This window comes from Actinophytocola sp., from assembly GCF_036555685.1.
In the GTDB taxonomy this organism is placed as follows: domain Bacteria; phylum Actinomycetota; class Actinomycetes; order Mycobacteriales; family Pseudonocardiaceae; genus Actinophytocola.
This window is the reverse complement of record NZ_DATBKY010000229.1, coordinates 57,518-81,071: the sequence shown is the minus strand read 5'-3', so window position 1 is coordinate 81,071 and position 23,554 is coordinate 57,518. Positions and strand designations below refer to the sequence as shown.

The window sequence follows — 23,554 nt, the reverse complement described above, 5'->3', positions numbered from 1 at the left end:
GGGAGCGCTCGTACGACCAACGTGCAACCAGGCGCGACGGTTCCAATACGTTCGCGAACTAGATGACGTAAGCGGCGCGTGACGCGATGACGTACGACGGAGTTCCCCACGGCCTTGCTGACCACGAAACCGACGCGGGTGTCCGGAGACCCGGCCGCACCGAGCCGCGCGACCTCTTCGGCCGTGATCGCATGGACGACGAGCCTGGACCGGCCAACTCGCCGGCCCTTCCTGGTCACCAGCCGAAAGTCGTCGCTACGGGTCAGTCGTGCGGACGCCGGGAGCACGCAAGTCAGGCAGACAGGCGCTTGCGGCCCTTGCTGCGACGAGCAGCGAGGATGGCCCGCCCGGCGCGGGTGCGCATGCGCAGCCGGAACCCGTGGGTCCGCGACCGGCGGCGGTTGTTCGGCTGGAAAGTACGCTTGCTCACTGGTGGATCTCCCGGTACTGGCTCGCCAAGTTCACGTCCCCGCCGACGTCCGGCGTCCCGGCCACAACGCCCGGTCTACCGACGGACGGCGCGCAGAACTCACCCCACACCTCGCGGGAGACCTTATAAGGCTACGCACCCTCGATCAGGGGGTTCAATCCGGGTGCCCGTCACGTCCGCCCGGCTGCCGGTCGGCGACACGCCGCGCACGCTCGGATGCTTGCTAGCGAACACATCTTGTGGCATAGCGCGGCGCTTGTTAGCGTGCGTGCTCTTGGTTGGCCAGATGGGAGTGGGAGCCCTACTGCGCCGCGCAAGTTATGTCGGACCTTCGGCGGGGGTTCCGCTGCGGTTCGCCGTACCTTCGTGCACAGTTGTGGACAACCCTGTGGATGCTTCCCGTTTCGTCGGGGCGCGACCGAGCCCACGCGGGGTGGGCGGTTCGGGGTGGGTCGGAGGGTTGGACATGACCAATGGCCGACGAGGGGAGGGGAGCTCGTAGGTGTCCGAGCAGATGAACCTTGGTGTCGTCTGGGAGCAGGTCGTGCGGGAACTGTCCGCGGGCACGCTGTCCCCCCAACAACGCGCGTGGATGCGGGTGACCCGGCCCATCGGGCTTCTCGACGGCACGGCGTTGCTCGCGGCGCCCAGTGACTTCGCGAAGGACGCCATCGAGCGCGCGCTCCGCGAACCGATCACCGACGCGCTGTCGCGCCGGCTCGGCCGTGCCGTCTCGCTCGCGGTGAAGGTCGACCCGATGACACCGCCGGCCGGCACGCCCCTCCCGGCCACCGCCCCGATGCCGGCGACACCGTCCAATGGAGACGTGGGGGTCGACGGGCGCAACGGCGCCGACCCGCAGCTGCCGCCGCGCACGCCGATCCTCCCGCCCGTGTCCGACGAGATCGAGTCGGAGTACGGCGCCGATCCCGGTGCGGACAACTCCGACGGCGAAGAGGTCGACGAGGAGACCGAGGCGCTCGCCACCGTGCACGAGATCTGGCCGACGTTCGCCGTCGGCCAGCCCCCCAGCGGTCAACCGTTCACCGCGCCCGCGCAGCCGCAGACCTCCAAGACACGGTTGAACGAGAAGTACACGTTCGACACGTTCGTCATCGGCGCGTCCAACCGCTTCGCGCACGCGGCCGCGGTCGCCGTCGCGGAGGCACCGGCCCGCGCGTACAACCCGTTGTTCATCTGGGGCGAGTCCGGGCTCGGCAAGACACATCTTCTCCATGCGGTCGGCCACTACGCGCAACGGCTCTTCCCGGGCATGCGCGTGCGGTACGTGTCGACCGAGGAGTTCACCAACGACTTCATCAACTCGCTGCGCGACGACCGCAAGGTCGCGTTCCAGCGGCGGTACCGCGACATCGACATCCTGCTGGTGGACGACATCCAGTTCCTGGAAGGCAAGGAAGGAACCCAGGAGGAGTTCTTCCACACCTTCAACACGTTGCACAACGCCAACAAGCAGATCGTCGTGTCGTCCGACCGGCCGCCGAAACGGTTGGAAACTCTGGAAGATCGACTCCGCACGCGGTTCGAGTGGGGGCTCATCACCGACATCCAGCCGCCCGAGCTCGAGACGCGCATCGCCATCCTGCGCAAGAAGGCCGCGCAGGACCGGCTCGCCGCGCCCGCCGAGGTGCTGGAGTTCATCGCCGCCCGCATCGAGCACAACATCCGCGAGCTCGAGGGCGCGCTGATCCGCGTGACCGCCTTCGCTTCCCTTAACCAGCAACCGGTCGACGTCGGCCTAGCCGAGATCGTGTTGCGGGACTTGATCCCCGACTCCCAGGTTCCGGAGATCAGCGCGTCGACCATCATGGCCGTGACGGCGGAGTTCTTCTCCGTGACGATCGATGATCTTTGCGGCCCAGGCAAAACGAAGGCGCTCGCGCAGGCGCGGCAGATCTCCATGTACCTGTGCCGCGAGCTGACCGACCTGTCGCTGCCGAAGATCGGACAGACCTTCGGCGGCCGCGACCACACGACGGTCATGCACGCGGAGAAGAAGATCCGCAAGGAGATGGCGGAACGCCGGCGGATCTACGACCAGGTCCAGGAACTGACCTCGCGCATCAAGCAACGCGCACGCGGCTGACGCGATCTTCCTTACGTGGCAACGATCTTCGCGAGACCCCTTGGCATCACCCGGAAAGGGGATTCATGACCGTCCCCAGCCCTGTGCACGACTTGGGTATGAACCGGGCCAAGTCTGGGGAGCGTGCTGTGGGCAACTGGGGGCCATGTGTGGACAACTCCGGTGCGTCGCCGATCCATCCACCGGTGCGCCGAGCTGTCCACGGATCGGACACCAGGTTCATCCACAGCCGGACGCGCGCGACGACGTGCGCGGACGAGCGTTGTCCACACAACCCACAGCCCTTACTACTACTGCTGGTTTTCTCTCTTCTCTTCATCAACAAAGAAAAGACAGGGGACGCGAGTCAGCGAACGACGAAGCGGCCACACACACCCGGAGCCACCGAGCCCCGAGTACCGCGCCCGGCCGGCACGCCGTACGGTGACGGTCTACGTCGCGAGCCGTCGGGGGTGCATGCCCGCATGCCCGCGTCCTCTTGCCGTGTCTGGAAAGGACAGTCATGAAGATCCGCGTCGAGCGCGACGGACTCGCCGACGCCGTCGCCTGGGTCGCGCGCAGCCTGCCGTCCCGGCCGCCGGTCCCGGTACTCGGCGGCATCCTGTTGGATGCCGGCAGTTCCGACGCCGGCTCGGACGCACTGACGATCTCCGGCTTCGACTACGAGGTCTCGGCCACGGTCGGCGTCGCGGCGACGGTCGCGGACGGCGGGCGCACGCTCGTGTCCGGTCGCCTGCTCGCGGACATCACCCGATCCCTGCCGGCGCAACCGGTCGAGATCATGGTCGACGGCGCACGCGTGTCGATCACGTGTGGCAGCGCGAAGTTCAGCCTGCCGACCATGCCGGTCGAGGACTACCCGCAGCTGCCGGCGATGCCGCCACACGCGGGCGAGCTGGCCGGTGAGGTCTTCGGCCTCGCGGTGAGCCAGGTCGCCGTCGCGGCCGGCAAGGACGACACGCTCCCGATGCTCACCGGAGTGCGCGTGGAGATCGACGGGGACAAGCTGACCCTCGTCGCCACGGACCGGTTCCGCCTCGCGATGCGGGAGTTCACCTGGACGCCGGACGAGAGCATGGCCAACGCCGGCGAGGTCGCCGTCCTGGTGCCGGCGCGCACGCTGGCCGACGCGGCCAAGGCACTCGGCACCGCCGGCGCGACCGTCGAGCTCGCCCTCGCCCCCGGCGACGGGCTCATCGGGCTGTCCGGTTCCGGCCGGCGCACCACCAGCCGGCTGCTCGATACGGAGTTCCCGCGCTACCGCCAGCTGCTGCCGACCGAGCAGACCGCGACCGCGATCATCGAGGTGGCCCCGCTCGTCGAGGCGATCAAGCGCGTGTCGCTCGTCGCGGAGCGCGGCACCCAGGTGCGGCTGGAGTTCGGCGAGTCCGGCCTGCGGCTGACCGCCGGCGGCGACGACGAGGGCAGCGCGGAGGAGGAGATCGCGGTCGAGTACACGGGCGAGCCCGTCACGATCGCGTTCAACCCGTCGTTCCTCCAGGAGGGGCTCGGCGCGCTGCACGCCGACCGCGCGGAGCTCTCCTTCACCACGCCCAGCCGACCGGCGCTGATCAAGCCGGTCGGTGAGGATGGGTCGGTGGTACCGGGGTACCTGCATCTGCTGATGCCGGTGCGCCTGCCCGGCTGATCGGAGGACTTCCAGTGGCTAGCAACACCCAGCTCGGTCTCGTCGGTCTCGGCAAGATGGGCTTCAACATGCGGGACCGGATCCGGGCGGCCGGTCACGAGGTGGTCGGCTACGACCGCAACCCGGACGTCAGCGACTCGGCCTCGCTCGCCGACATGGTCGGCCGGCTCGAGGCGCCGCGGCTGGTCTGGATCATGGTGCCCGCGGGTGAGCCGACCCGGCAGACGATCACCGAGCTCGCCGGGCTGCTCGACGCCGGCGACATGGTGATCGACGGCGGCAACTCGCGGTTCACCGACGATCAGCAGAACTCCGAGCTGCTCGACCAGAAGGAGATCGGGTACCTCGACTGCGGGGTGTCCGGTGGCGTGTGGGGCAAGGACAACGGCTACGGGCTGATGGTCGGCGGCCGCGCCGAGCACGTCGAGCGGGCGATGCCGATCTTCGACGCGCTGCGCCCGGAAGGCCCGCGCGAGGAGGGGTTCGCGCACGCGGGCCCGGTCGGCGCCGGCCACTACGCGAAGATGATCCACAACGGCATCGAGTACGGCTTGATGCAGGCCTACGCCGAGGGGTTCGAGCTCCTCGAGACGGCCGACCTCATCGAGAACGTGCCGGCGGTGATCAAGGCGTGGCAGCGCGGAACCGTGGTCCGCTCGTGGCTGCTCGACCTTCTGGTCCGCGCCCTCGACTCCGACCCGGAGCTCGACGATCTTCGTGGCTATGTCGACGACTCCGGCGAGGGCCGGTGGACCGTCGAGGAGGCGATCAACCTCGCGGTGCCGGCGCCGGTGATCGCGGCCGCGTTGTTCGCCCGGTTCCGCTCGCGGCAGGACGACTCGCCTGCGATGCGCGCGGTCGCCTCGCTGCGCAACCAGTTCGGCGGGCACGCGGTACACCAGGCCGGGCCCACGTCGGGCGCGGGCAGCACCCAAGGCTGACGTTGTACGTCCGGCATCTACAGGTCAGCGACTTCCGGTCGTGGGAGCACGCGGACCTGGACCTGACGCCTGGCGCAAATGTCCTCCTAGGACAGAATGGGCAGGGTAAGACGAACCTCGTCGAGGCGATCGGCTACACCGCCACGCTCGGCTCGCACCGGGTGGCGGTGGATCTTCCGTTGATCCGCCACGGTTGCTCCCGCGCGATCGTGCGGACCGCCGTCGTCAACGCCGGGCGTGAGCTGACGGTCGAGCTCGAGATCACCGCGGGCAAGGCGAACCGTGCGCGCGTGAACCGCTCGCCCGTGCCGAAGACCCGCGACGTGCTCGGGATCCTCCGCACCGTGTTGTTCGCGCCGGAGGACCTCGCGCTCGTGCGCGGCGACCCGAGCGAGCGGCGGCGCTTCCTCGACGACCTGTTGGTACTGCGCGCGCCTCGCTACGCCGGGGTGCGCGCGGACTACGACCGGGTGCTGCGCCAGCGCAACGCGCTGCTCAAGTCCTCGGTCCACGCGCGGCGCGCCGGGTCGAAGGGGGATATCGCGACGCTCGACGTGTGGGACGGTCACCTCGCCCGGCACGGCGCGGAGCTGCTCACCGCACGCCTGGACCTCGTCGCCGACATGGCCGACCACGTCACCGCGGCGTACGCCGGAGTCGCGCCCGAGTCGCGGCCGGCACGGATCCGGTACCGGTCGGGCATCGCCGAGTCGTTCCCGGCCGAGTACGGCACGCCGGGGGCGCGCGCGGACCCGGAGGTCTTGGTCGACGCGCTGCTCGCGGCGATGGCGGCCGCGCGCGACAACGAGCTGGAGCGCGGCGTCAGCCTGGTCGGCCCCCACCGCGACGAGCTCGAGCTCACCCTCGACGACGTGGCTGCGAAGGGCTACGCGAGCCATGGCGAGTCCTGGTCGTTCGCGCTCGCGCTGCGGCTCGCGTCCTACGAGCTGCTGCGTGCCGACGGCAGCGAACCCGTGCTCGTCCTCGACGACGTGTTCGCCGAGCTCGATCGCCGCCGCCGGCGGCGACTCGCCGACGTGGCCGTGCAGGCCGAACAGGTCCTCGTGACCGCCGCGGTGGAGGAGGATGTGCCGGACGAGCTCGACGGCGCCCGCTACGTCGTGTCGAACGGGGAGGTGGCTCGTGCCGGACCAGTCGCCAGCTGATCAGCCGGGTACCCAGGGTGATCAATCCCCCGAACGGCCCAGTGATCAACCGCGAGTCACCACCAGTGATGTGATACGCCGCACATCTGGGGACAACCCTGTGGATAGTGTGGATAACACTGTCACCCGCCACGCTTCAGCGCCCCCCGACCAGGTGGATCTGCCTGGGAAGATGCCCCCCAAGGGGGCGGTCGATGATCGGGTCCCGCGATCTAGCACGGAGAGTGACTATCCACAGCTGCGCGGCTCCGACCTGGCCCGTGCCGCGCTCCAGGCCGCCAGGGAGGCCTCCGGCGGGCCGACGGCCAACCGGACCAAGCAGGTCAAGCGCAACTTCGCGGGCCGCTCGCGACGCCGCAGGCGCTGGTCCGGGCCGAGCGCAGACGACCGGGACCCGCAGCCGCTCGGCCGGCTCGCCGCCCGGCTCGCCACCGAGCGCGGGTGGACCGGCAGGTTGACGACCGGCCGCCTGTTCGCCAGGTGGAGCGAGATCGTCGGCGAGGAGGTCGCCGAGCACGCGCAGCCCGTGTCGCTCAAGGACGGCGAGCTGACCGTCCAGGCGCGTTCGACCGCCTGGGCCACGCAGCTTCGGCTCCTGCAGCGCCAGCTCCTCGCCAAGATCGCCGCCGGCGTGGGCGACGGGGTGGTCAAGCGGCTGAAGGTGCACGGTCCGTCGACGCCGAGCTGGCGTTACGGGCCCCGGCACGTACGCGGAAGGGGGCCACGGGACACCTACGGGTGAACCGGCGGCCGGAAATCCGTCAGAACCGGGGTCGGGACCGCGGGCCGGAGTCCTCTCTCACGCCCTTTTCCGTCAGAGCGTCAGTGGCGACGCTAGGGGTGTCCTTGCCCCACTCCAGCGCGACCGCACCAGTACAATTGAGATAGGGAGTTTCGCGCCCGTTCCTTGACGAGGAGACACCACGCCCGTGGCAGCCACCAATAACCATGAATACAACGCGTCCTCCATCACCGTCCTGGAGGGTCTCGAGGCCGTCAGAAAGCGGCCCGGCATGTACATCGGTTCCACCGGCGAGCGCGGCCTGCACCACCTGCTCACCGAGGTCGTGGACAACGCCGTCGACGAGGCGATGGCCGGGTTCGCGACCCGCGTGGAGGTCACGCTGCTCGCCGACGGCGGCGCTCGCGTGGTCGACGACGGCCGCGGCATCCCGGTCGAGATGCACCCGGTCCACCAGAAGCCGACGCTGGAGATCGTGCTGACCACGCTGCACGCGGGCGGCAAGTTCGACAGCGACAGCTACGCGGTGTCCGGCGGCCTGCACGGCGTCGGCATCTCGGTGGTGAACGCGCTGTCCACCAGGCTGGACGTGGAGATCCTCCGCAACGGCAAGGTGTGGTCCCAGCACTACGAGCGCTCCGAGCCCGGCGAGCTGCACGAGGGCGAGCCCACCGACCGCACCGGCACCTCGGTCACGTTCTGGGCGGACCCCGCCGTGTTCGAGACGACGACGTTCAACGCCGAGACCGTCGCGCGCCGGCTGCAGGAGATGGCGTTCCTCAACAAGGGCCTGACGATCGTGCTCCGCGACGAGCGGGTGTCCGAAGAGGACAGCGAGGCGGACGCCGAGGGCAAGTCGGCGCGCGTGCGCGAGCGCACGTACCACTACCCGGGCGGGCTCGAGGACTTCGTCAAGCACATCAACCACACGCGCGACGCGATCCACGGGAACGTGATCTCCTTCGAGGCCAAGGGCGACGGGCTCGAGGTCGAGGTCGCGATGCAGTGGAACACCGGCTACAGCGAGTCGGTATACACGTTCGCCAACACGATCAACACCGCCGAGGGCGGCACGCACGAGGAGGGCTTCCGCGCCGCGCTGACCCGGGTGGTCAACGTATACGCGCGCGAGAAGAAGCTGCTCAAGGATAAGGACGCGAACCTCACCGGCGACGACGTGCGCGAGGGCCTCGCCGCGATCATCTCGATCAAGCTGGCGGAGCCGCAGTTCGAGGGCCAGACCAAGCAGAAGCTGGGCAACACCGAGGCGAAGACGTTCGTCCAGACCACGTCGAACGAGCGCCTCGCGGACTGGTTCGAGCGCAACCCGTCCGAGGCGAAGACGATCGTGACCAAGGCGGTCTCCTCGGCCCAGGCCCGGATCGCGGCCCGCAAGGCGAAGGAGCTGGTCCGCCGCAAGGGCGCGCTCGACATCGGCGGCCTGCCCGGCAAGCTCAAGGACTGCCGGTCGACCAACCCCGAGGAGTGCGAGCTCTACATCGTCGAGGGCGACTCCGCGGGCGGCTCGGCCAAGGAGGGCCGGGAGTCGATGTACCAGGCGATCCTGCCGATCCGCGGCAAGATCATCAACGTGGAGAAGGCACGCATCGACCGCGTGCTCAAGAACACCGAGGTGCAGAGCCTGATCACCGCGCTCGGCACCGGCATCCACGACGAGTTCGACCTCTCGAAGCTGCGCTACCACAAGATCGTGCTGATGGCGGACGCCGATGTGGACGGTCAGCACATCCGGACCCTGTTGCTGACGCTGCTGTTCCGCTTCATGCGCCCGCTGGTCGAGCACGGCCACGTGTACCTCGCGCAGCCGCCGCTCTACAAGATCAAGTGGCAGCGCGCCGAACCGGAGTTCGCCTACACCGACCGAGAGCGAGACGGCCTGCTCAAGGCCGGTCTGGAGTCCGGCAAGAAGATCAACCGGGAGGACGGCATCCAGCGGTACAAGGGTCTCGGCGAGATGAACGCCGACGAGCTGTGGGAGACCACGATGGACCCGGCGAACCGCCTGCTGCTCCAGGTGACCCTCGACGACGCCGCCCAGGCGGACGAGCTGTTCAGCGTGCTGATGGGCGAGGACGTCGAGGCCCGCCGCTCCTTCATCACGCGCAACGCCAAGGACGTCCGCTTCCTCGACGTCTAGGCGATGTCCGGGCAACGTCTAGCCGACTGCTGGTAACAGGAAAAGGAACCCAGGTTCGTGACCGAAACCTTGCCGCCGGAGGGCGACCGGATAGAGCCGGTCGACATCCAGCAGGAGATGCAGCGCTCCTACATCGACTACGCGATGAGCGTCATCGTGAGCCGCGCGCTGCCGGACGTGCGCGACGGGCTCAAGCCGGTGCACCGCCGCGTCCTGTACTCGATGTACGACACCGGCCTGCGGCCGGACCGCAGCCACGTCAAGTGCTCGCGCATCGTCGGCGACGTCATGGGCAACTACCACCCGCACGGTGACTCCGCGATCTACGACGCGCTCGTCCGGCTCGCCCAGCCGTGGTCGCTGCGGTACCCGCTCATCGACGGCCAGGGCAACTTCGGCTCACCGGGCAACGACCCGCAGGCCGCCATGCGGTACACCGAGGCGCGGATGGCGCCGCTCGCCATGGCGATGCTGCAGGACATCAACGAGGAGACCGTCGACTTCTCGGACAACTACGACGGCAAGACGCAGGAGCCGGACGTCCTGCCCTCGCGGATCCCGAACCTGCTCGTCAACGGCAGCGGCGGCATCGCGGTCGGCATGGCCACCAACATCCCGCCGCACAACCTGCGTGAGGTCGCGGCCGGCGTCGTGTGGGCACTGGAGAACTGGGACGCGTCCGAGGACGAGACGCTCGCCGCGATGATGCAGCGGATCAAGGGTCCGGACTTCCCGACGCACGGCCAGATCCTCGGCACGCAGGGCATCGAGGACGCGTACCGCACGGGCCGCGGTTCGATCCGCATGCGCGCGGTGGTCGAGGTCGACGAGGACGCCAAGGGCCGCACGATACTGGTCGTCACCGAGCTGCCGTACCAGGTCAATCCCGACAACCTGATCGAGAACATCGCGCAGCTGGTGCGCGACGGCAAGGTCACGGGCATCTCCGAAGTCGCCGACGAGTCCAACAAGCGCAACGGCATGCGCATCGTGATCACGCTGCGGCGGGACGCGGTCGCGAAGGTCGTGCTGAACAACCTCTACAAGCACACCCAGCTGCAGCACAACTTCGGCGTCAACATGCTGGCCCTGGTCGACGGCGTGCCGCGCACGCTGCGCCTCGATCAGATGATCCGGCACTACGTCAAGCACCAGGTCGACGTGATCGTCCGGCGCACCCGCTACCGGTTGCGCAAGGCGGAGGAGCGGGCGCACATCCTGCGCGGTCTGGTCAAGGCGCTCGACGCGCTCGACGAGGTCATCGCGCTGATCCGCCGCTCGCCGACGGTCGACGAGGCCCGGACGGGCCTGATCGAGCTGCTGGACGTCGACGAGATCCAGGCGAACGCGATCCTCGAGATGCAGCTGCGCCGGCTCGCCGCCCTGGAGCGGCAGAAGATCGTGGACGAGCTGGCCGAGATCGAGCTCGTCATCGCCGACCTGCAGGACATCCTGGCGAACCCCGAGCGGCAGCGGAACATCGTCCGCGACGAGCTCATGGAGATCGTCGAGAAGCACGGCGACGACCGCCGGACGAAGATCATCCCGTACGACGGCGACGTGTCGATCGAGGACCTGATCGCGGTCGAGGACGTGGTCGTCACGATCACCCGGACCGGCTACGCGAAGCGCACGAAGACCGACCTGTACCGCGCGCAGCGGCGCGGCGGCAAGGGCGTGCAGGGCGCCGGCCTCAAGCAGGACGACATCGTGGCGCACTTCTTCGTGTGCTCGACCCACGACTGGATCCTGTTCTTCACGAACAAGGGCCGGGTGTACCGGGCGAAGGCGTACGAGCTGCCCGAGGCCAACCGCAACGCGCGCGGCCAGCACGTCGCGAACCTCCTGGCGTTCCAGCCGGAGGAGACGATCGCGCAGGTCATCGAGATCAAGGACTACGAGGTCGCGCCGTACCTGGTGCTCGCGACGAAGAGCGGCCTGGTCAAGAAGAGCAAGCTGTCGGACTTCGACAGCAACCGCGCGGGCGGCCTGATCGGTATCAACCTCCGCGAGGAGGACGAGCTCGTCGGCGCCGTGCTGTGCGGGGCTGAGGACGACCTGCTGCTCGTGTCGGCGGGTGGCCAGTCCATCCGGTTCAAGGCGACCGACGAGGCGCTGCGGCCGATGGGCCGGGCGACGTCGGGCGTGCTCGGCATGCGGTTCAACTCCGGTGACGAGCTGCTCACCCTCGGCGTCGTCCGCGAAGGACAGTTCCTGCTGGTCGCGACGGACGGCGGGTACGCCAAGCGCACGGCGATCGAGGACTACCCGGTGCAGGGCCGGGGCGGCAAGGGCGTGCTCACCATTCAGCACGACACGAAGCGTGGCAGGCTTGTGGGTGCCCTCATCGTCGACGTGGACGACGAGGTGTACGCGATCACCTCGTCGGGCGGGGTCATCAGGACCAACGCCCGGGAGGTGCGCAAGGCCGGCCGGCAGACGAAGGGGGTGCGGTTGATGAACCTCGGTGAAGGGACCACCCTGGTTGCCATCGCACGCAGCGCCGAGGAGCCGTCGGAGAACGGCGGCGCAACTCCTCCGGCACCCGAGACGTCCGACAACGGCCAGCAGCCACAAGAGCCACCGCAGTAAGCGCGACACGTAGGGGATCCTCGTGACACCAGCTGACAAGTCCGGAAGCACCGGCCAGAACACGGAGCGCGAGTCGGACCAGACGTCCGGCGTCGCCACCGACGGCCAGGCCAAACCGGTCGAGCACGCCGGTGGCAACCATGAGGGGAACGGGCAGGTGTCGGCGGACGCGCCCACCGCACGCGTAGCCACGTCCGACGACCTGGAGCTCACCCACGGCACCCCACCGCCATGGCAGCGGGTGACCAGCGACAACACGTCGACGTCGAACTCCTCGTCCACGACGGCACCGGTGTCCCCGACGACACCCGAACGCGGCCAGGAGGCGCCGGAGAACACGCCACCGCGCGATGAGTCGCGCGATGAGCAGGCCCCGCAGCGGTCGGAGCCGGTCGGCGAGAAGACCGTGTCGCTGGAGCGCCCGGTCGTGACCGGCGCCGCGGCGGCCCGCATGTTCCCCGACGGCCTGCCGACGGCGGCCACGGTGCCGGCGCCGGGCACGGGCATGCCCCACGCGGGCGCGGCCCCGTCCCGGACGACCGTGCATCTGGAGGGCCCGGGCCCGTCCACCGGCCCGGTCCGCATGTCGGCGGCGGCGACGCCGAGTGCGCTGCGCCGTCCCGGCCGGGGCCCCCGGCGGGCGAACCTGCAGATCAAGCGGTTCGACCCGTGGTCGGTGCTGAAGCTGTCGCTGGTGCTCGGCGTGGCGCTGTTCTTCGTGTGGCTGGTCGCGGTCGGCGTGCTGTACGCGGTCCTCGACGGCATGGGCGTGTGGGACAAGCTGAATGGCATCTCGAGCGAGATCCTCCAGCCGACGGACAACGGCGGCGGCGAACCACTGATCAGCGCCGGTCGCGTCTTCGGTGTCGCGGCCATCATCGGGGCGGTGAACATCGTGCTGTTCAGCGCGCTGTCCACGGTCGGCGCCTTCATCTACAACGTCTCCGCGGACCTCGCCGGCGGCCTCGAAGTGACGCTCGCGGAGCGGGAGTAGCGCAGGGATACCGGTTTGGGCGCGATGCAAGCCGTGCGATAGTCTCATCGCGCTGTTGGGGCCTATAGCTCAGGCGGTTAGAGCGCTTCGCTGATAACGAAGAAGTCGGAGGTTCAAGTCCTCCTAGGCCCACCGGATCAGGCCCTGTTCACCACGTGGACGGGGCCTGACCTGTGAGTGGCCGAGCCCCGTCGGGCACGCGGCCGCTTGTGGCAGACTTGGGCCTTGCTGCGGGACGCCGCAGGGGGCCGCAGCAGTCGATACGTGGTGTTTTGCCGAAGGAGGCAATGGAAGTGAAGAAGCTTCTCGCTCTGGTGGCCGTGGCCGGTGGCGTGCTGTTCGTCGTGCGCCGCAACAAGTCGGCCAAGGCGCAGGACGACCTGTGGCGCGAGGCGACCGCTCCGGCCACCGGCGCCAACAACGCCAAGAAGGCCTGACGGCCCGATAGCGTCAGCAACACCACCGGTGCGGGCTCGGCCCACACCGGCAATGGGGACGTAGCTCAATTGGCAGAGCACTGCCTTTGCAAGGCAGGGGTTAGGGGTTCGATTCCCCTCGTCTCCACGAAGGTCGAGCGCGTAAAGGTCGTGCCCTGCTGGAGGAAGCTTCCGGTTGTTCGCCCACGGACCGTGTGTGATTGACTACCTGTCCGTGAAACGCGCCTTGTTACTCGGTCCCCTGTTGATCGTGCTCGCCGCGTGCACCTCCGAGGCCCGGCTGGATAATCCGACTGTGGCGGATCCGCCGCAGACCGGGGCCAGCGCGCCCGCGCCGGCCGCCAAGGCGCCACCGGCGCCCAAGCCCACCGCGGACGGGCCCTGCCCCTACCTCGACCAGACCTTCGTCGAGGACACCAACGGGCAGCGGATCGGCGAGATCAAGACCTCCGCCGGTGATCCGCCCGCCTGCTTCTTCTACCGGTCCGACGGCAACCTCCAGATGACGGTCCGGATCTACCAGGGCAAGGCCGACGTCGCGAAGGCGATCGTCGACCAGGCCGCGCCGATCGACACCGCCAACCCGGCCGAGCTCGCGGGCGGCTGGTCCGGCGGCGCACAGCCGACCGACGACGGTGCCGTGTACGCCGTCGCCAAGGAGACCGAGGCCGTGGTCGTGACGACCAACCAGGAGCAGACGATCAAGGCGAAGGTCGTCGCCCAGGAGGCCATCTCCGCGCTGGGCCTGTAACCGCCCACAGACGGCACTCGGCCCGCCAAGGGATCGCCTTGGCGGGCCGAGTCGCAGATATCAGCCCTGCGTGGTGGGTGACTTCTGTGGTCGCTGACCGTTGGCGGCCGACGAAGCCGAGCCTTCCTCAGAGGGCTCGTCCACGCGTTGCTGCGGCTCCGGAACCGGCTCCGGAACCGGTGTCGGCTCCGGCGTCGGGGTCTTGCCGCGTACCACATACGCGACCCCGGCCGCGATCACGAGCAGCAGCATCACCTTCGGCCACCGGCGGCGCTTCTTGGGCGCGTCGATGAGCTTCATGGCCGCTGCCTGCTCCGTGGCCTGGGTCTTCAGCCGGCCGAGGTCGGCCTTCAGGGACGCCTGCATCGCCTTGGCATCCTTGCGGGCCTGCTTCGCCGACTTCGACATCCGCTTGGCTGGCTTGCTCTTCCTGGCGTCCTTGCGGGCCTGCTTGGCCGCCTTGGCAAGGTCCTTGCGGGTGTGCTTGGCCCTGCGCGCCAACTTCTTGCGCGCACGGCGCGTGGTTTTCACGACCTCCTGGCGGGCGACTCCGGCGCCCTCGGCCAGCGCCACGGCCAGCTGCTGGGGAGCGACGCCGCGCTCCGTCAGCTTCCGGTCCGCGGCGTGTGCGGCCTTTGTCGTCGCATCCGCACTCGCTTGACCTGCGCGTTTGGCGCTTCGACGGACCGCGAGCCAGCCGGAGCCGACGGCCTTGCCGACCGTCTCTCCGGCCCGGGTCATGGCCTTCACATCGTCCATAGTGTGCTCCAGGGTGGCTTATCGGACAGTTACTATCCTGCCCCTTCCCGCCCGATCTCGCTGTGGATGGCACGATGACCGGGTGGCAGACAGCAATGGTTCCCTCGTCGGAGTGACCCTGCACACTTCGCGGGGCGACATCAGGATCAACCTCTTCCCCGACCACGCCCCGAAGACCGTGTCGAACTTCGTGGGCCTGGCCGACGGGAGCAAGCAGTACACGACGCGCAACGCCAAGGGCGAGACGTCCGGGCCGTTCTACGACGGCATGATCTTCCACCGGGTTATCGACGGCTTCATGATCCAGACCGGCGACCCGACCGGCACCGGCCGCGGCGGTCCCGGCTACCAGTTCGCCGACGAGTTCCACCCGGAGCTGCAGTTCAACAAGCCGTACCTGCTCGGCATGGCCAACCCGGGGGTGCGGGACAGCAACGGGTCGCAGTTCTTCATCACCGTGGCGCCGACGACCTGGCTGAACTTCAAGCACACGATCTTCGGCGAGGTCGCCGACCAGGAGTCACGCAACGTCGTCGACTCCATCGCACACTCATCGACCGGTCCACAGGACAAGCCCGTCGAGGACATCGTCGTGGAGCGGGTCAGCGTCCAGCGTGCCGAGGGCTGAGTGTCGGTAAACCGGCAGCAGAACCTTCCGGCCTGCGTTCGCCATCCGGATCGGCCGACCGGCCTGCGCTGCGTGCGGTGCGACCGGCCGGCCTGCACGGACTGCCTGCGCGAGGCCTCCGTCGGCCACCAGTGCGTCGACTGCGTGAACGAGGGCGTGAAGTCGGTCCGGCCGGCGCGCACGGTGAGCGGGGCCAAGGCCGGCCGCGGCCGGCGGCTCGTCGTCGTGCCGGCGCTGATCCTGGTCAACGTCGCCGCGTTCGCCGCGACCGCGGTGCAGGCCGGCAGCATCGTCGACAACAGCCGCTCGACGCTGTTCCAGGACGGCACGCTCGTGCCCGCCTTCGTCTCCGCCGGCGAGTGGTGGCGGCTCGTCACCTCGGGCTTCCTGCACTTCGGCAACTACGGCGGCTACGGGCCGGTGCACCTGCTGTTCAACATGTTCGCGCTGTGGGTGATCGGCCGGGACCTCGAGGTCGTGCTCGGCCGCGGCCGGTTCCTCGCGGTCTACCTGATCTCGCTGCTCGGCGGGTCGACCGCGGTGATGCTGTTCGGCGACGCGGGCGGGGGCGTCGCCGGGGCGTCGGGCGCGGTGTACGGCATCTTCGGCGGCATCGCGGTGGTCGTGTTCAAGGCCCGGATGAACCCGACGCCGGTGCTCACGCTGATCGCGATCAACATCTTCCTGAGCGTCACGCTGCCGGGGATCTCGCTGCTCGGGCACATCGGCGGGCTCGTCGCCGGCACGCTGGCCACGGCGGCCATGGTCTACTCGCCACCGGCCCGCCGGTTCCAGGTACAGCTCGCCGCCTGCATCGCGCTGCTGGTGATCATGCTCGTCGCGGTCGCGCTCAGGGGCTCCGCGATGGACTGCCAGGTCGACGGCCACCTGTACTACTTCTGCAACGGCTAGGTTCGCAGCTCCAGAAGGGCGTTCACCACGTCCTCGGGATCCGCACCGAGGTCCAGCCGGCCGAGCACCACCAGGTCCGGCACCTCGGCGCCCTCCGCGTCCAGCTCGAGGGTCGAGACCTCCCGGCCGAGCCGCCGCGTGCGCGCGAGCCGCACGTTGACCTCGCTCCAGCTCCAGCGCCTGCTGCCGGTCAGCCCGCGCACGGTCACGCCTTCCGCGTCGGCCGCGAGCCGCGGGCGGACCACCAGGCCGTACAGGCCGCCGAGGGCCAGGCCGAGCGCCACCGCCCCCAGCAGCACCCGGCCGCGTGGGTCGTCGGAGAACACCGCGAACGCGGCCGCGGCAAGCGCAAGCACGCACGCCACCGCGGCAAGCTCCGGCTTCGGTGCCCAGCTGCGCGCGGTCGGGACGGCCAACGAGTCACACTCCGGAAGGGAAGGACGAGTTATCCACAGCGGTTATCCACACTGGGGATGACTTACACCCTTGTGGTTCAGTCACACTGCGCTGAACGGGTGTATCCGAGTGAATCGCGTGGTGTGCGGGGGAGAATCTCAGCGCCAGCGCATCGTCATGAGCAGCCCGCCGATCATCAGCGCGAAGCCCACGGCGAAGTTCCAGTTGCCGAGGTCCTTCATGAGCGGAACGCTCTCGCCGGCGATGTAGTTGACCACGAGCCAGGCCAGTCCGAGCAACATCACCCCGAGCATGACCGCCACGTATACCGGGTGAGACGGCCCCGCAGCCTTCACCTTCACCGGAGTACGTCGATCGGCGGGTGGTGTATAGACCGCCTTCTTGCGAACCTTGGACTTGGGCATGGTCGTCCTCACCTGACGTGTAGCTTGAACGCAAAAGCAACCGTATCCGTGTTGAACACGTCCACTGCTTCACACGTTAACGTAACTGAGTAGTGCGACGAACGGACAGGTCGAGGACCGGAAGGAGCGCGCGTGGGCACAGTGCAGCACCTCGGTCCCGGCAGAGGCCGGATCTCCGGGGACCTGGGCGACATGAGGCCGTCTCCGTACCCACGTGGCAGCTACAGCGCAGAGCGACCGGATCGCGTCCGCAACATCGTGCGGAACGCCGGCGAGGTGCTGATCACCCTCGGCATGATCGTGCTGCTCTTCGTCGTCTACGAGGTCTACTGGACCGACCTCATCTCCGCGGGCAAGCAGAGCGACGCCACCACCGCGCTCGACAGCAAGTGGCAGGACCCGTCCGCGGCCGACCCCAAGCGCCAGGACCACTTCCAGGGCCTCGGCGAGGGAGACGGCTTCGCGAAGATGTACATCCCGGCCTTCGGCGCCGACTACCACTTCACGATCGTCGAGGGGACCACCGAGAAGTCCCTCGAGATCGGCCCCGGGCACTACACGAAGACCGCCTACCCGGGCCAGCCCGGCAACTTCGCGGTCGCCGGCCACCGGGTCGGCAAGGGGGCCCCGTTCAACGACATCAACCTGATCCAGTCGTGCGACGCAATCGTCGTGGAGACCCAGTACAGCTGGTTCGTCTACCGGATGCTGCCGCTCGCCGAGGAGAAGCAGGACTGGGCGCAGACCAAGGCCAAGGACCCGAAGTGCAAGGGCGTCGGCCCGCTCGGCGGCGCGTACAAGGACCTCGACGGCCAGCAGATCGTGCTGCCGACCAACGGCGGCGTCATCGCCCCGGTCCCGCCGAAGGGTGCCACCCCGCCCAGCAAGGGTGAGATGGCCTCGCTGATGACGCTGACGACGTGCCACCCGCGCTTCTCCGACAAGGAGCGGCTGATCGTCCACGCGGTGCTGACCAAGCAGTGGGCGAAGGACGCGAAGAAGCCCAACGAGCGGCCGCCGGAGCTCGAGGAGACCGTCTGATGTACGCCTGGATCTGGCGGCACCTGCCGGGCCCGGTCGCGATCCGCGCGACGCTCGCGATCGTCCTCGCGCTCGGGTTCGTGGCGCTGCTGATGTTCGTTGTCTTCCCGTGGCTGGAGCCCTTGCTGCCGTTCAACCACGTGGACGTGCAGTAGCGGCGAGCGCGGCCGGTAGGTTGTCAGGCATGCGGGTGCTGGTGGTCGACAACTACGACAGCTTCGTCTACAACCTCGTGCAGTACCTGGCCCAGCTCGGGGCCGAGTGCGTGGTCCGGCGCAACGACGACGACGCGCTCACCGTGCCCGACGCGCTGGACGGCTTCGACGGCGTACTGATCAGCCCCGGCCCGAGCACGCCCGAGCGCGCGGGCTCGAGCATCGACGTCGTCCGGCGGTGTGCGGACGCGGGTGTGCCGGTGCTCGGCGTGTGCCTCGGCCACCAGGCGATCGGCGCGGCGTGGGGCGCGGTCGTGGACCGGGCGCCGGAGTTGTTGCACGGCAAGACGAGCCGGGTGCACCACGAGGGCGTGGGCGTGCTGGCCGGCCTGCCGGACCCGTTCACCGCGACCCGCTACCACTCCCTGACCGTCCTGGCGGAGACGATTCCCGCCGACTTCGAGGTCACGGGGAAGACGGAGACCGGCATCGTGATGGCGATGCGCCACCGCGAGCTCCCGGTCGAGGGCGTCCAGTTCCATCCGGAGTCGGTGCTGACTGAAGGCGGCCACCGGATGCTCGCCAACTGGCTGGCGGCCTGCGGTCACCCGGTCCCGGAGACCCGGGTGACCGAACTGACCGACCAGATGCGCACCCTGGCCGAAGCCGCCGCGGCGACCACCTAGGCCGGTGGGATGTCCGGGACCGTGTCCTCGAGGAGTGCGGTCGCGAGCGAGGCGCCGATCGCCGGGGCGTGCTTGAAGAGGTTGTCGCCCCACAGGGCGGTCACCGGGCCCGCGCCGGCCACGTGGATGCCGTCGCCGAGGGCCGGTGGGAAATCGCAGTAGACCTCCTCGACGATCTCGTCCTCGACGCCTGCCAGGACCTCGCGCGCGTACGCCCGCACCAGGTCCCGCGACCGCGCGGTCACCGCCGCCCGGCCGCGTTCCCACGCCGCGTCCTCGTCCGGCAGCGTCGCGCCGACCGCCCACCGGCCGGGGCCCGCCAGTTGCTGGTACGTGGTGAACCCCGGCCGCCACGTCTGCGTCCGGTCCATCCAGCACGGCGGCCGCGCCCGCGGGTCCTTGAGCCGGAACGTGAAGCGCACGTGGTGGGCCAGCGCGGTCGGCACGTAGATGCCGACCTGTGCGGCGAGCTGCCAGGTCCCACGCCCGGCGGCGATCACCACGCGGTCCGCCGAGACCGGGCCGGCCGAGCTGTGCAGCGTCACGCCGGAGTCCGACACCTCGAGCCGGTGCACGTAGCCGGGCCGCAACGCGGGCCCGACGACCGACTGGAGGAAGGCACCCGTCGCCGGGACGTCGATCACGCCGGCCGCCGGGTCCAACAGCGCCGGACCGGCCACAGTGGACGCCGGCAGGCCCAGCGATGCGGGGTCGTCCACAAGCGAGTGGTCAGCGCCCGCCGCGGCCATGGCGGCCGACCAGTCCCGCGCGGGCGGGCCGGTGAGCACCCCGCCCTCCGAGCCGACGAGCGGTGCGCCCGCGCGTTCGGACCACGACGCCCACAGCTCGCGCGCCGACGCCGCGAACGCGACGAGCGCCGGATCCGCGTGTGCCAGCCGGAAGATCCGCGAGCTGCCGGTCGACCGGGCCGCCATCGGCACGCCGGCCTCGAGGCACACGACCTCGGCACCGCGCCGCGCGAGCGCGTCCGCGGTCGCCAGGCCGATCACGCCAGCACCGACGACCGCGGTCCGCATGCTCAGCCTCCGCCTCCGCCGCCACCCGGGTTCAGCTCGGTCGCGACCGTGATGCCGATCTCCTCGTCCTTGTCGATCTGCTGTCCCTCACCGAACTGGGCGTCGACGATCCGGCCGAACTCGTTCGGGTCGTTCGTCTGGCCGTCCTTGATGTCGAACTGGCCGGTCCAGCCGCGGGCACGCAGTGCCTGCTCGGCCTCCTGCGGCGTCTGGCCGATGATGTTCGGCATCGTGAACTTGTTCTGGTCCTGCCCCTTCGACACGTCGAGGGTGACCGTCGAGCCCGGATCCGCATCCTCGTTCTTCGGGTCCTGGTCGACGACCGTGCCCTTGGGCTGGTCGGAGTCCACGTCGTTGACCTCGACCTTGAAGCCGAGGCCTTCGAGGTTGGCGCGGGCCGCGTCGACGTTCTGGCCGGTCTGGTCCGGCACGTTGACCTGCGGCTTCTCCTTGCCGACGATCAGCTTTACGGGGCTGCCCTTGGACACCGGCTGCCCGGCGGTCGGGTCGGTGTCGATCACCTTGCCGACCAGGTTCGGGTCGTCGGTCTCCTCCTCCCGCGTCTGCGGCGCCACCGCGAGGCCCTCGTCCTTGAGGATCTGGCGGGCCTCGTCCGTGGAGCGGCCGCGCACGTCCGGCACGTTGACCTTCTCCGCGGGCGCGCCGACGAGCAGCGTGAGGCGGTCGGACTTCTTCATCTTCTCGCCCGCCTTCGGGTTCGAGTCGATGACCTTGCCGATGCTGTCCGGGCCGCACTTGCCGGGCTTGCCGTCCGGCGAGGCCTGGCACGGCACGGGCTCCAGCGCCACCTCGAAGCCCTGGTCGGTGAGCGTGCGCTGGGCGTCCTCGGCGAGCCTGCCGACCACGTTCGGCACGACGACCTCGTCGGTCACCGGGTCGGAGGAGAACACCGTGCCCATCAGCCACGCGATGAACCCGATCAGCGCGAGCGCGAGCACGGCGACCAGGGCGATGATCCAGCCCTTCTTCCGCCGGCGCCGGCGCTCCTCCTCCTCGTCCTCGTACGGGTCGTAGTCGTCGTAGTCGTTCGCGAGCGCCGCCGGGCGGTGCCGGCCGCGGGTCGGCTCGGGCTGGCGGCCCTGCGACATGATCGTGGTGCGCTCGTCGTCGGTCATCACCATCGGCGCGAGCGGGCGCTGGTTGGACAGCACACGCACCAGGTCCGTGCGCATCTCCGCGGCCGACTGGTACCGGTTCGGCGCGCCCTTCGACATCGCCTTCAGCACGATCGCGTCGAGCGCGGGCGAGACCCGCCCGTTGAGCGCCGACGGCGGCTTCGGGTCCTCCCGGACGTGCTGGTAGGCCACCGCGACCGGGGAGTCACCGGTGAACGGCGGCTCGCCGGTGAGCAGCTCGAACAGCACGCAGCCGGCGGCGTAGACGTCGCTGCGCGCGTCGACCGCCTCGCCGCGGGCCTGCTCGGGAGACAGGTACTGGGCGGTCCCTATCACGGCGGCGGTCTGCGTCACGGCGGCCTGGCCGTCCGCGACCGCGCGCGCGATGCCGAAGTCCATCACCTTGACCGCACCGGTCCGGGTGATCATCACGTTGGCCGGCTTGACGTCCCGGTGCACGATGCCGTGCCGGTGGGAGAAGTCCAGTGCCGCGCAGACGTCGGCCATGATCTCCATCGCGCGCTGACCGGGCAGCGGGCCCTCGGTCTTGACGATGTCGCGCAGCGTCCGCCCGTCCACGTACTCCATGACGATGTAGGGCAGCGGGCCGTTTTCTGTTCTCGTCTCGCCGGTGTCGTACACCGCGACGATCGCCGGGTGGTTCAGCGCCGCCGCGTTCTGCGCCTCGCGCCGGAACCGCTCCTGGAACTGAGGGTCGCGGGCGAGATCGGCACGCAGCACCTTGACGGCGACGTCCCGGCCGAGGCGGACGTCCCGACCACGGTGGACCTCGGACATGCCACCGTAGCCGAGCACCTCGCCCAGCTCGTACCGATTGGAGAGCAGTCTCGGAGTGGTCATCGGTATGTCGTCTCGATCCTCGTCTGCAGTTGTACTGCTCCGCGTGCGCCAATCATGCCCGACCAGTGCTCCCAGATTCCGCGAATCATCGCGACGGGCCCTCTCCCTCGTTGCAGTAGATCGGGACCTCCGTTCCAACCAGCACCGGTCGGTCCGCGTCGATCTTGATGACCGTGCAGTTGTCCGCGTCTTCCGGTTCCTGTCCGCCCTGCGCCACGATCACCGGGACCAGCCCGTCCCGGGAAAGGGACTCCGCGGCGTAGGACGCGGGTCTGCCGATGTACTTCCGGTCATCCACCTCGACGAACTCGCCCGGCTTGCTCGGCGCCGTCTCGTCGTGGTTCGGCCCCGGCGCGTTTCCCGGTTGGGCCCCCGCGCCTGCGCCGCCGTCATTGTCCCCGCCCCCCACGGACGTCGACGACTCCGGTGTCGAAACGCCGCCCGTGTCGTTGTCCCCACCGCTCACCAACATCGCGATGCCGAAGCCCGCCAGTGTCAGCAACACCAACGCGAGTACAACGATCAGAACCCACATCGCGGTTCGGTTGCGTCGCGGCGGAGGTGGGGGACCAAGGGGGAACGAGCCGGTGCCCGGCCCCTGCAGCGGCGCGCTAGGCGGCCCGGCCGGCAGCATCGCCGGGTTGCTCGCGCTCGGCCCGCGGTTGGGCGTCAGTGCCCGCCCGGACGGAGCCGGCAGCGGATGCCCGGCACGGACCGCGGCGACCGCGGCCGCGAACTCCCCGCCGCTGCCGTAGCGCTGTGTGGGGTCCTTGACCAGCGTCGCCTCGACGACCGCGCGCGCGTGCGGCGGGACGTCCGGCGGTAGCGGTGGCGGCATGTCGCGGATGTGCATCATCGCGACGGTCACGGCGTTCTCGGACAGGAACGGGCGGTGGCCGGCGAGGCACTCGTAGCCGACGACGGCGAGCGAGTAGACGTCGCTCGCCGGCTCGGCCTCGTGCCCGAGGGCCTGCTCCGGGGCGATGTAGTGGGCGGTGCCCATGACCATGCCGGAGCGGGTGACCGGGGCGGCGTCGGCGGCCTTGGCGATGCCGAAGTCGGTGAGTTTCACCGTGACCCGGCCGTCGGCGGTCGGCGTCACCATGATGTTGCCGGGCTTGACGTCCCGGTGCACGTAGCCGCGTTCGTGCGCGGCCTGCAGCGCGTTGCCGGCCTGCTCCAGGATCTCCAGCGTGAGGTCCGCGCTGATCCGCCGCTCCTTGGCGAGGATCGCCGCGAGCGGGTCACCCTCGACGAGCTCCATCACGAGGTACGCGGTGTCCTTCGGACCGTCCACCACCGCCGCGGTCTCGCCGTAGTCGTGCACCGCGGCGATACCCGGATGGTTGAGCGACGCGGTCGTGCGTGCCTCGGTCCGGAAGCGGTGCAGGAACTCCGCGTCCCCGCACAGCTCGGGCTTGAGCACCTTGATGGCCACGCGCCGGTCCAGCCGGGTGTCCGCCGCCTCCCAGACCTCGCCCATGCCGCCTACCGCGATCCGGCGTGACAGCCGGTACCGCTCGGCGAGGAGCTGGCCTGACGTCAGCATGGT

At 69.6% G+C, this 23,554-nt stretch carries 23 protein-coding genes and 2 tRNA genes; 17 read left to right on the top strand and 8 right to left on the bottom strand.

The window, feature by feature from the left end; translation table 11 throughout:
* Both rnpA and rpmH read right to left on the bottom strand, forming a co-directional pair.
* Positions 1-287: ribonuclease P protein component (gene rnpA / locus VH969_RS21740; protein WP_331977068.1), on the bottom strand; the 287-nt coding region annotated here is incomplete at its 3' end.
* 5 nt (positions 288-292) lie between these two features.
* Positions 293-430 carry a 50S ribosomal protein L34 gene (gene rpmH / locus VH969_RS21735; RefSeq protein WP_331977065.1) on the bottom strand — a complete coding sequence of 46 codons (138 nt, stop codon included), beginning with the start codon at positions 428-430 and terminating at the stop codon, positions 293-295.
* 514 nt (positions 431-944) lie between these two features.
* Here rpmH and dnaA point away from each other — a divergent pair.
* The 12 genes from dnaA to VH969_RS21675 all read left to right on the top strand — a co-directional run bounded on the left by dnaA (position 945) and on the right by VH969_RS21675 (position 13,966).
* A complete protein-coding gene (dnaA, locus tag VH969_RS21730; RefSeq protein WP_414638596.1) occupies positions 945-2,537 on the top strand; it encodes a chromosomal replication initiator protein DnaA in 1,593 nt (530 codons plus the stop codon).
* A gap of 502 nt (positions 2,538-3,039) precedes the next feature.
* Positions 3,040-4,185 (top strand): DNA polymerase III subunit beta, encoded by a 1,146-nt coding sequence (gene dnaN / locus VH969_RS21725; protein WP_331977059.1) that lies wholly within the window; start codon positions 3,040-3,042, stop codon positions 4,183-4,185.
* A 14-nt stretch (positions 4,186-4,199) separates the two neighbouring features.
* Positions 4,200-5,126 carry a phosphogluconate dehydrogenase (NAD(+)-dependent, decarboxylating) gene (gnd, locus tag VH969_RS21720; RefSeq protein WP_331977057.1) on the top strand — a complete coding sequence of 309 codons (927 nt, stop codon included), beginning with the start codon at positions 4,200-4,202 and terminating at the stop codon, positions 5,124-5,126.
* Positions 5,127-5,128: 2 nt separating this feature from the next.
* Positions 5,129-6,292 (top strand): DNA replication/repair protein RecF, encoded by a 1,164-nt coding sequence (gene recF / locus VH969_RS21715; RefSeq protein ID WP_331977054.1) that lies wholly within the window; start codon positions 5,129-5,131, stop codon positions 6,290-6,292.
* Between the two features lie 172 nt (positions 6,293-6,464).
* Positions 6,465-7,034, top strand: coding sequence for a DciA family protein (locus VH969_RS21710; protein ID WP_331977052.1), 570 nt, complete (start codon positions 6,465-6,467; stop codon positions 7,032-7,034).
* Between the two features lie 187 nt (positions 7,035-7,221).
* Entirely contained in the window at positions 7,222-9,192 is a 1,971-nt protein-coding gene (gene gyrB / locus VH969_RS21705) for a DNA topoisomerase (ATP-hydrolyzing) subunit B (protein WP_331977050.1), read from the top strand.
* A 57-nt stretch (positions 9,193-9,249) separates the two neighbouring features.
* Positions 9,250-11,784 (top strand): DNA gyrase subunit A, encoded by a 2,535-nt coding sequence (gyrA, locus tag VH969_RS21700; RefSeq protein ID WP_331977048.1) that lies wholly within the window; start codon positions 9,250-9,252, stop codon positions 11,782-11,784.
* 241 nt (positions 11,785-12,025) lie between these two features.
* Positions 12,026-12,778, top strand: a complete 753-nt coding sequence (locus VH969_RS21695; RefSeq protein WP_414638595.1) for a DUF3566 domain-containing protein — start codon at positions 12,026-12,028, stop codon at positions 12,776-12,778.
* A 58-nt stretch (positions 12,779-12,836) separates the two neighbouring features.
* A tRNA-Ile gene (locus tag VH969_RS21690) sits at positions 12,837-12,910 on the top strand.
* Between the two features lie 161 nt (positions 12,911-13,071).
* Complete coding sequence (locus tag VH969_RS21685; protein ID WP_414638593.1) at positions 13,072-13,215, top strand: DLW-39 family protein; 144 nt, start codon at positions 13,072-13,074, stop codon at positions 13,213-13,215.
* 54 nt (positions 13,216-13,269) lie between these two features.
* Positions 13,270-13,342, top strand: a tRNA-Ala gene (locus tag VH969_RS21680).
* Between the two features lie 69 nt (positions 13,343-13,411).
* The gene (locus VH969_RS21675; RefSeq protein WP_331977046.1) at positions 13,412-13,966 is read left to right on the top strand and encodes a DUF2020 domain-containing protein; all 555 of its coding nucleotides are present in this window, start codon (positions 13,412-13,414) and stop codon (positions 13,964-13,966) included.
* A 60-nt stretch (positions 13,967-14,026) separates the two neighbouring features.
* Here VH969_RS21675 and VH969_RS21670 read toward each other — a convergent pair whose 3' ends face one another.
* Positions 14,027-14,725: a hypothetical protein gene (locus VH969_RS21670; protein ID WP_331977044.1), complete on the bottom strand. Its 699-nt coding sequence runs from the start codon at positions 14,723-14,725 to the stop codon at positions 14,027-14,029.
* Positions 14,726-14,807: 82 nt separating this feature from the next.
* Here VH969_RS21670 and VH969_RS21665 point away from each other — a divergent pair, with 82 nt between their 5' ends.
* Positions 14,808-15,353 carry a peptidylprolyl isomerase gene (locus VH969_RS21665; protein WP_331977042.1) on the top strand — a complete coding sequence of 182 codons (546 nt, stop codon included), beginning with the start codon at positions 14,808-14,810 and terminating at the stop codon, positions 15,351-15,353.
* A gap of 72 nt (positions 15,354-15,425) precedes the next feature.
* Entirely contained in the window at positions 15,426-16,265 is an 840-nt protein-coding gene (locus VH969_RS21660) for a rhomboid family intramembrane serine protease (protein ID WP_331977040.1), read from the top strand.
* Here VH969_RS21660 and VH969_RS21655 read toward each other — a convergent pair.
* Positions 16,262-16,681 (bottom strand): PH domain-containing protein, encoded by a 420-nt coding sequence (locus tag VH969_RS21655; RefSeq protein ID WP_331977038.1) that lies wholly within the window; start codon positions 16,679-16,681, stop codon positions 16,262-16,264. The genes VH969_RS21660 and VH969_RS21655 overlap by 4 nt on opposite strands.
* A 138-nt stretch (positions 16,682-16,819) precedes the next feature.
* A complete protein-coding gene (gene crgA, locus VH969_RS21650; RefSeq protein WP_331977036.1) occupies positions 16,820-17,086 on the bottom strand; it encodes a cell division protein CrgA in 267 nt (88 codons plus the stop codon).
* Positions 17,087-17,218: 132 nt separating this feature from the next.
* Between crgA and VH969_RS21645 the strand changes: the two genes are divergently transcribed.
* The 3 genes from VH969_RS21645 to VH969_RS21635 are packed head-to-tail and all read left to right on the top strand — an operon-like array spanning position 17,219 to position 18,968.
* A complete protein-coding gene (locus VH969_RS21645; RefSeq protein WP_331977034.1) occupies positions 17,219-18,127 on the top strand; it encodes a class E sortase in 909 nt (302 codons plus the stop codon).
* On the top strand, positions 18,127-18,282 hold the full coding sequence (locus tag VH969_RS21640; protein ID WP_331977031.1) for a hypothetical protein: 156 nt from the start codon (positions 18,127-18,129) through the stop codon (positions 18,280-18,282). Before VH969_RS21645 ends, VH969_RS21640 begins: the two co-directional genes overlap by 1 nt.
* Before the next feature lie 29 nt (positions 18,283-18,311).
* Positions 18,312-18,968: an aminodeoxychorismate/anthranilate synthase component II gene (locus VH969_RS21635; RefSeq protein ID WP_331977029.1), complete on the top strand. Its 657-nt coding sequence runs from the start codon at positions 18,312-18,314 to the stop codon at positions 18,966-18,968.
* On the opposite strand, the gene VH969_RS21630 is transcribed toward VH969_RS21635, so the two are convergent.
* From VH969_RS21630 to VH969_RS21620, 3 genes are all read right to left on the bottom strand, one after another.
* A complete protein-coding gene (locus VH969_RS21630) occupies positions 18,965-20,005 on the bottom strand; it encodes an NAD(P)/FAD-dependent oxidoreductase (RefSeq protein ID WP_331977027.1) in 1,041 nt (346 codons plus the stop codon). The two genes, VH969_RS21635 and VH969_RS21630, sit on opposite strands and share 4 nt — an antisense overlap.
* 2 nt (positions 20,006-20,007) lie before the next feature.
* The gene (gene pknB / locus VH969_RS21625) at positions 20,008-22,002 is read right to left on the bottom strand and encodes a Stk1 family PASTA domain-containing Ser/Thr kinase (RefSeq protein WP_331977025.1); all 1,995 of its coding nucleotides are present in this window, start codon (positions 22,000-22,002) and stop codon (positions 20,008-20,010) included.
* An 85-nt stretch (positions 22,003-22,087) separates the two neighbouring features.
* Positions 22,088-23,551 (bottom strand): serine/threonine-protein kinase, encoded by a 1,464-nt coding sequence (locus tag VH969_RS21620; RefSeq protein WP_331977023.1) that lies wholly within the window; start codon positions 23,549-23,551, stop codon positions 22,088-22,090.
* Between the last annotated feature and the right edge of the window lie 3 nt (positions 23,552-23,554).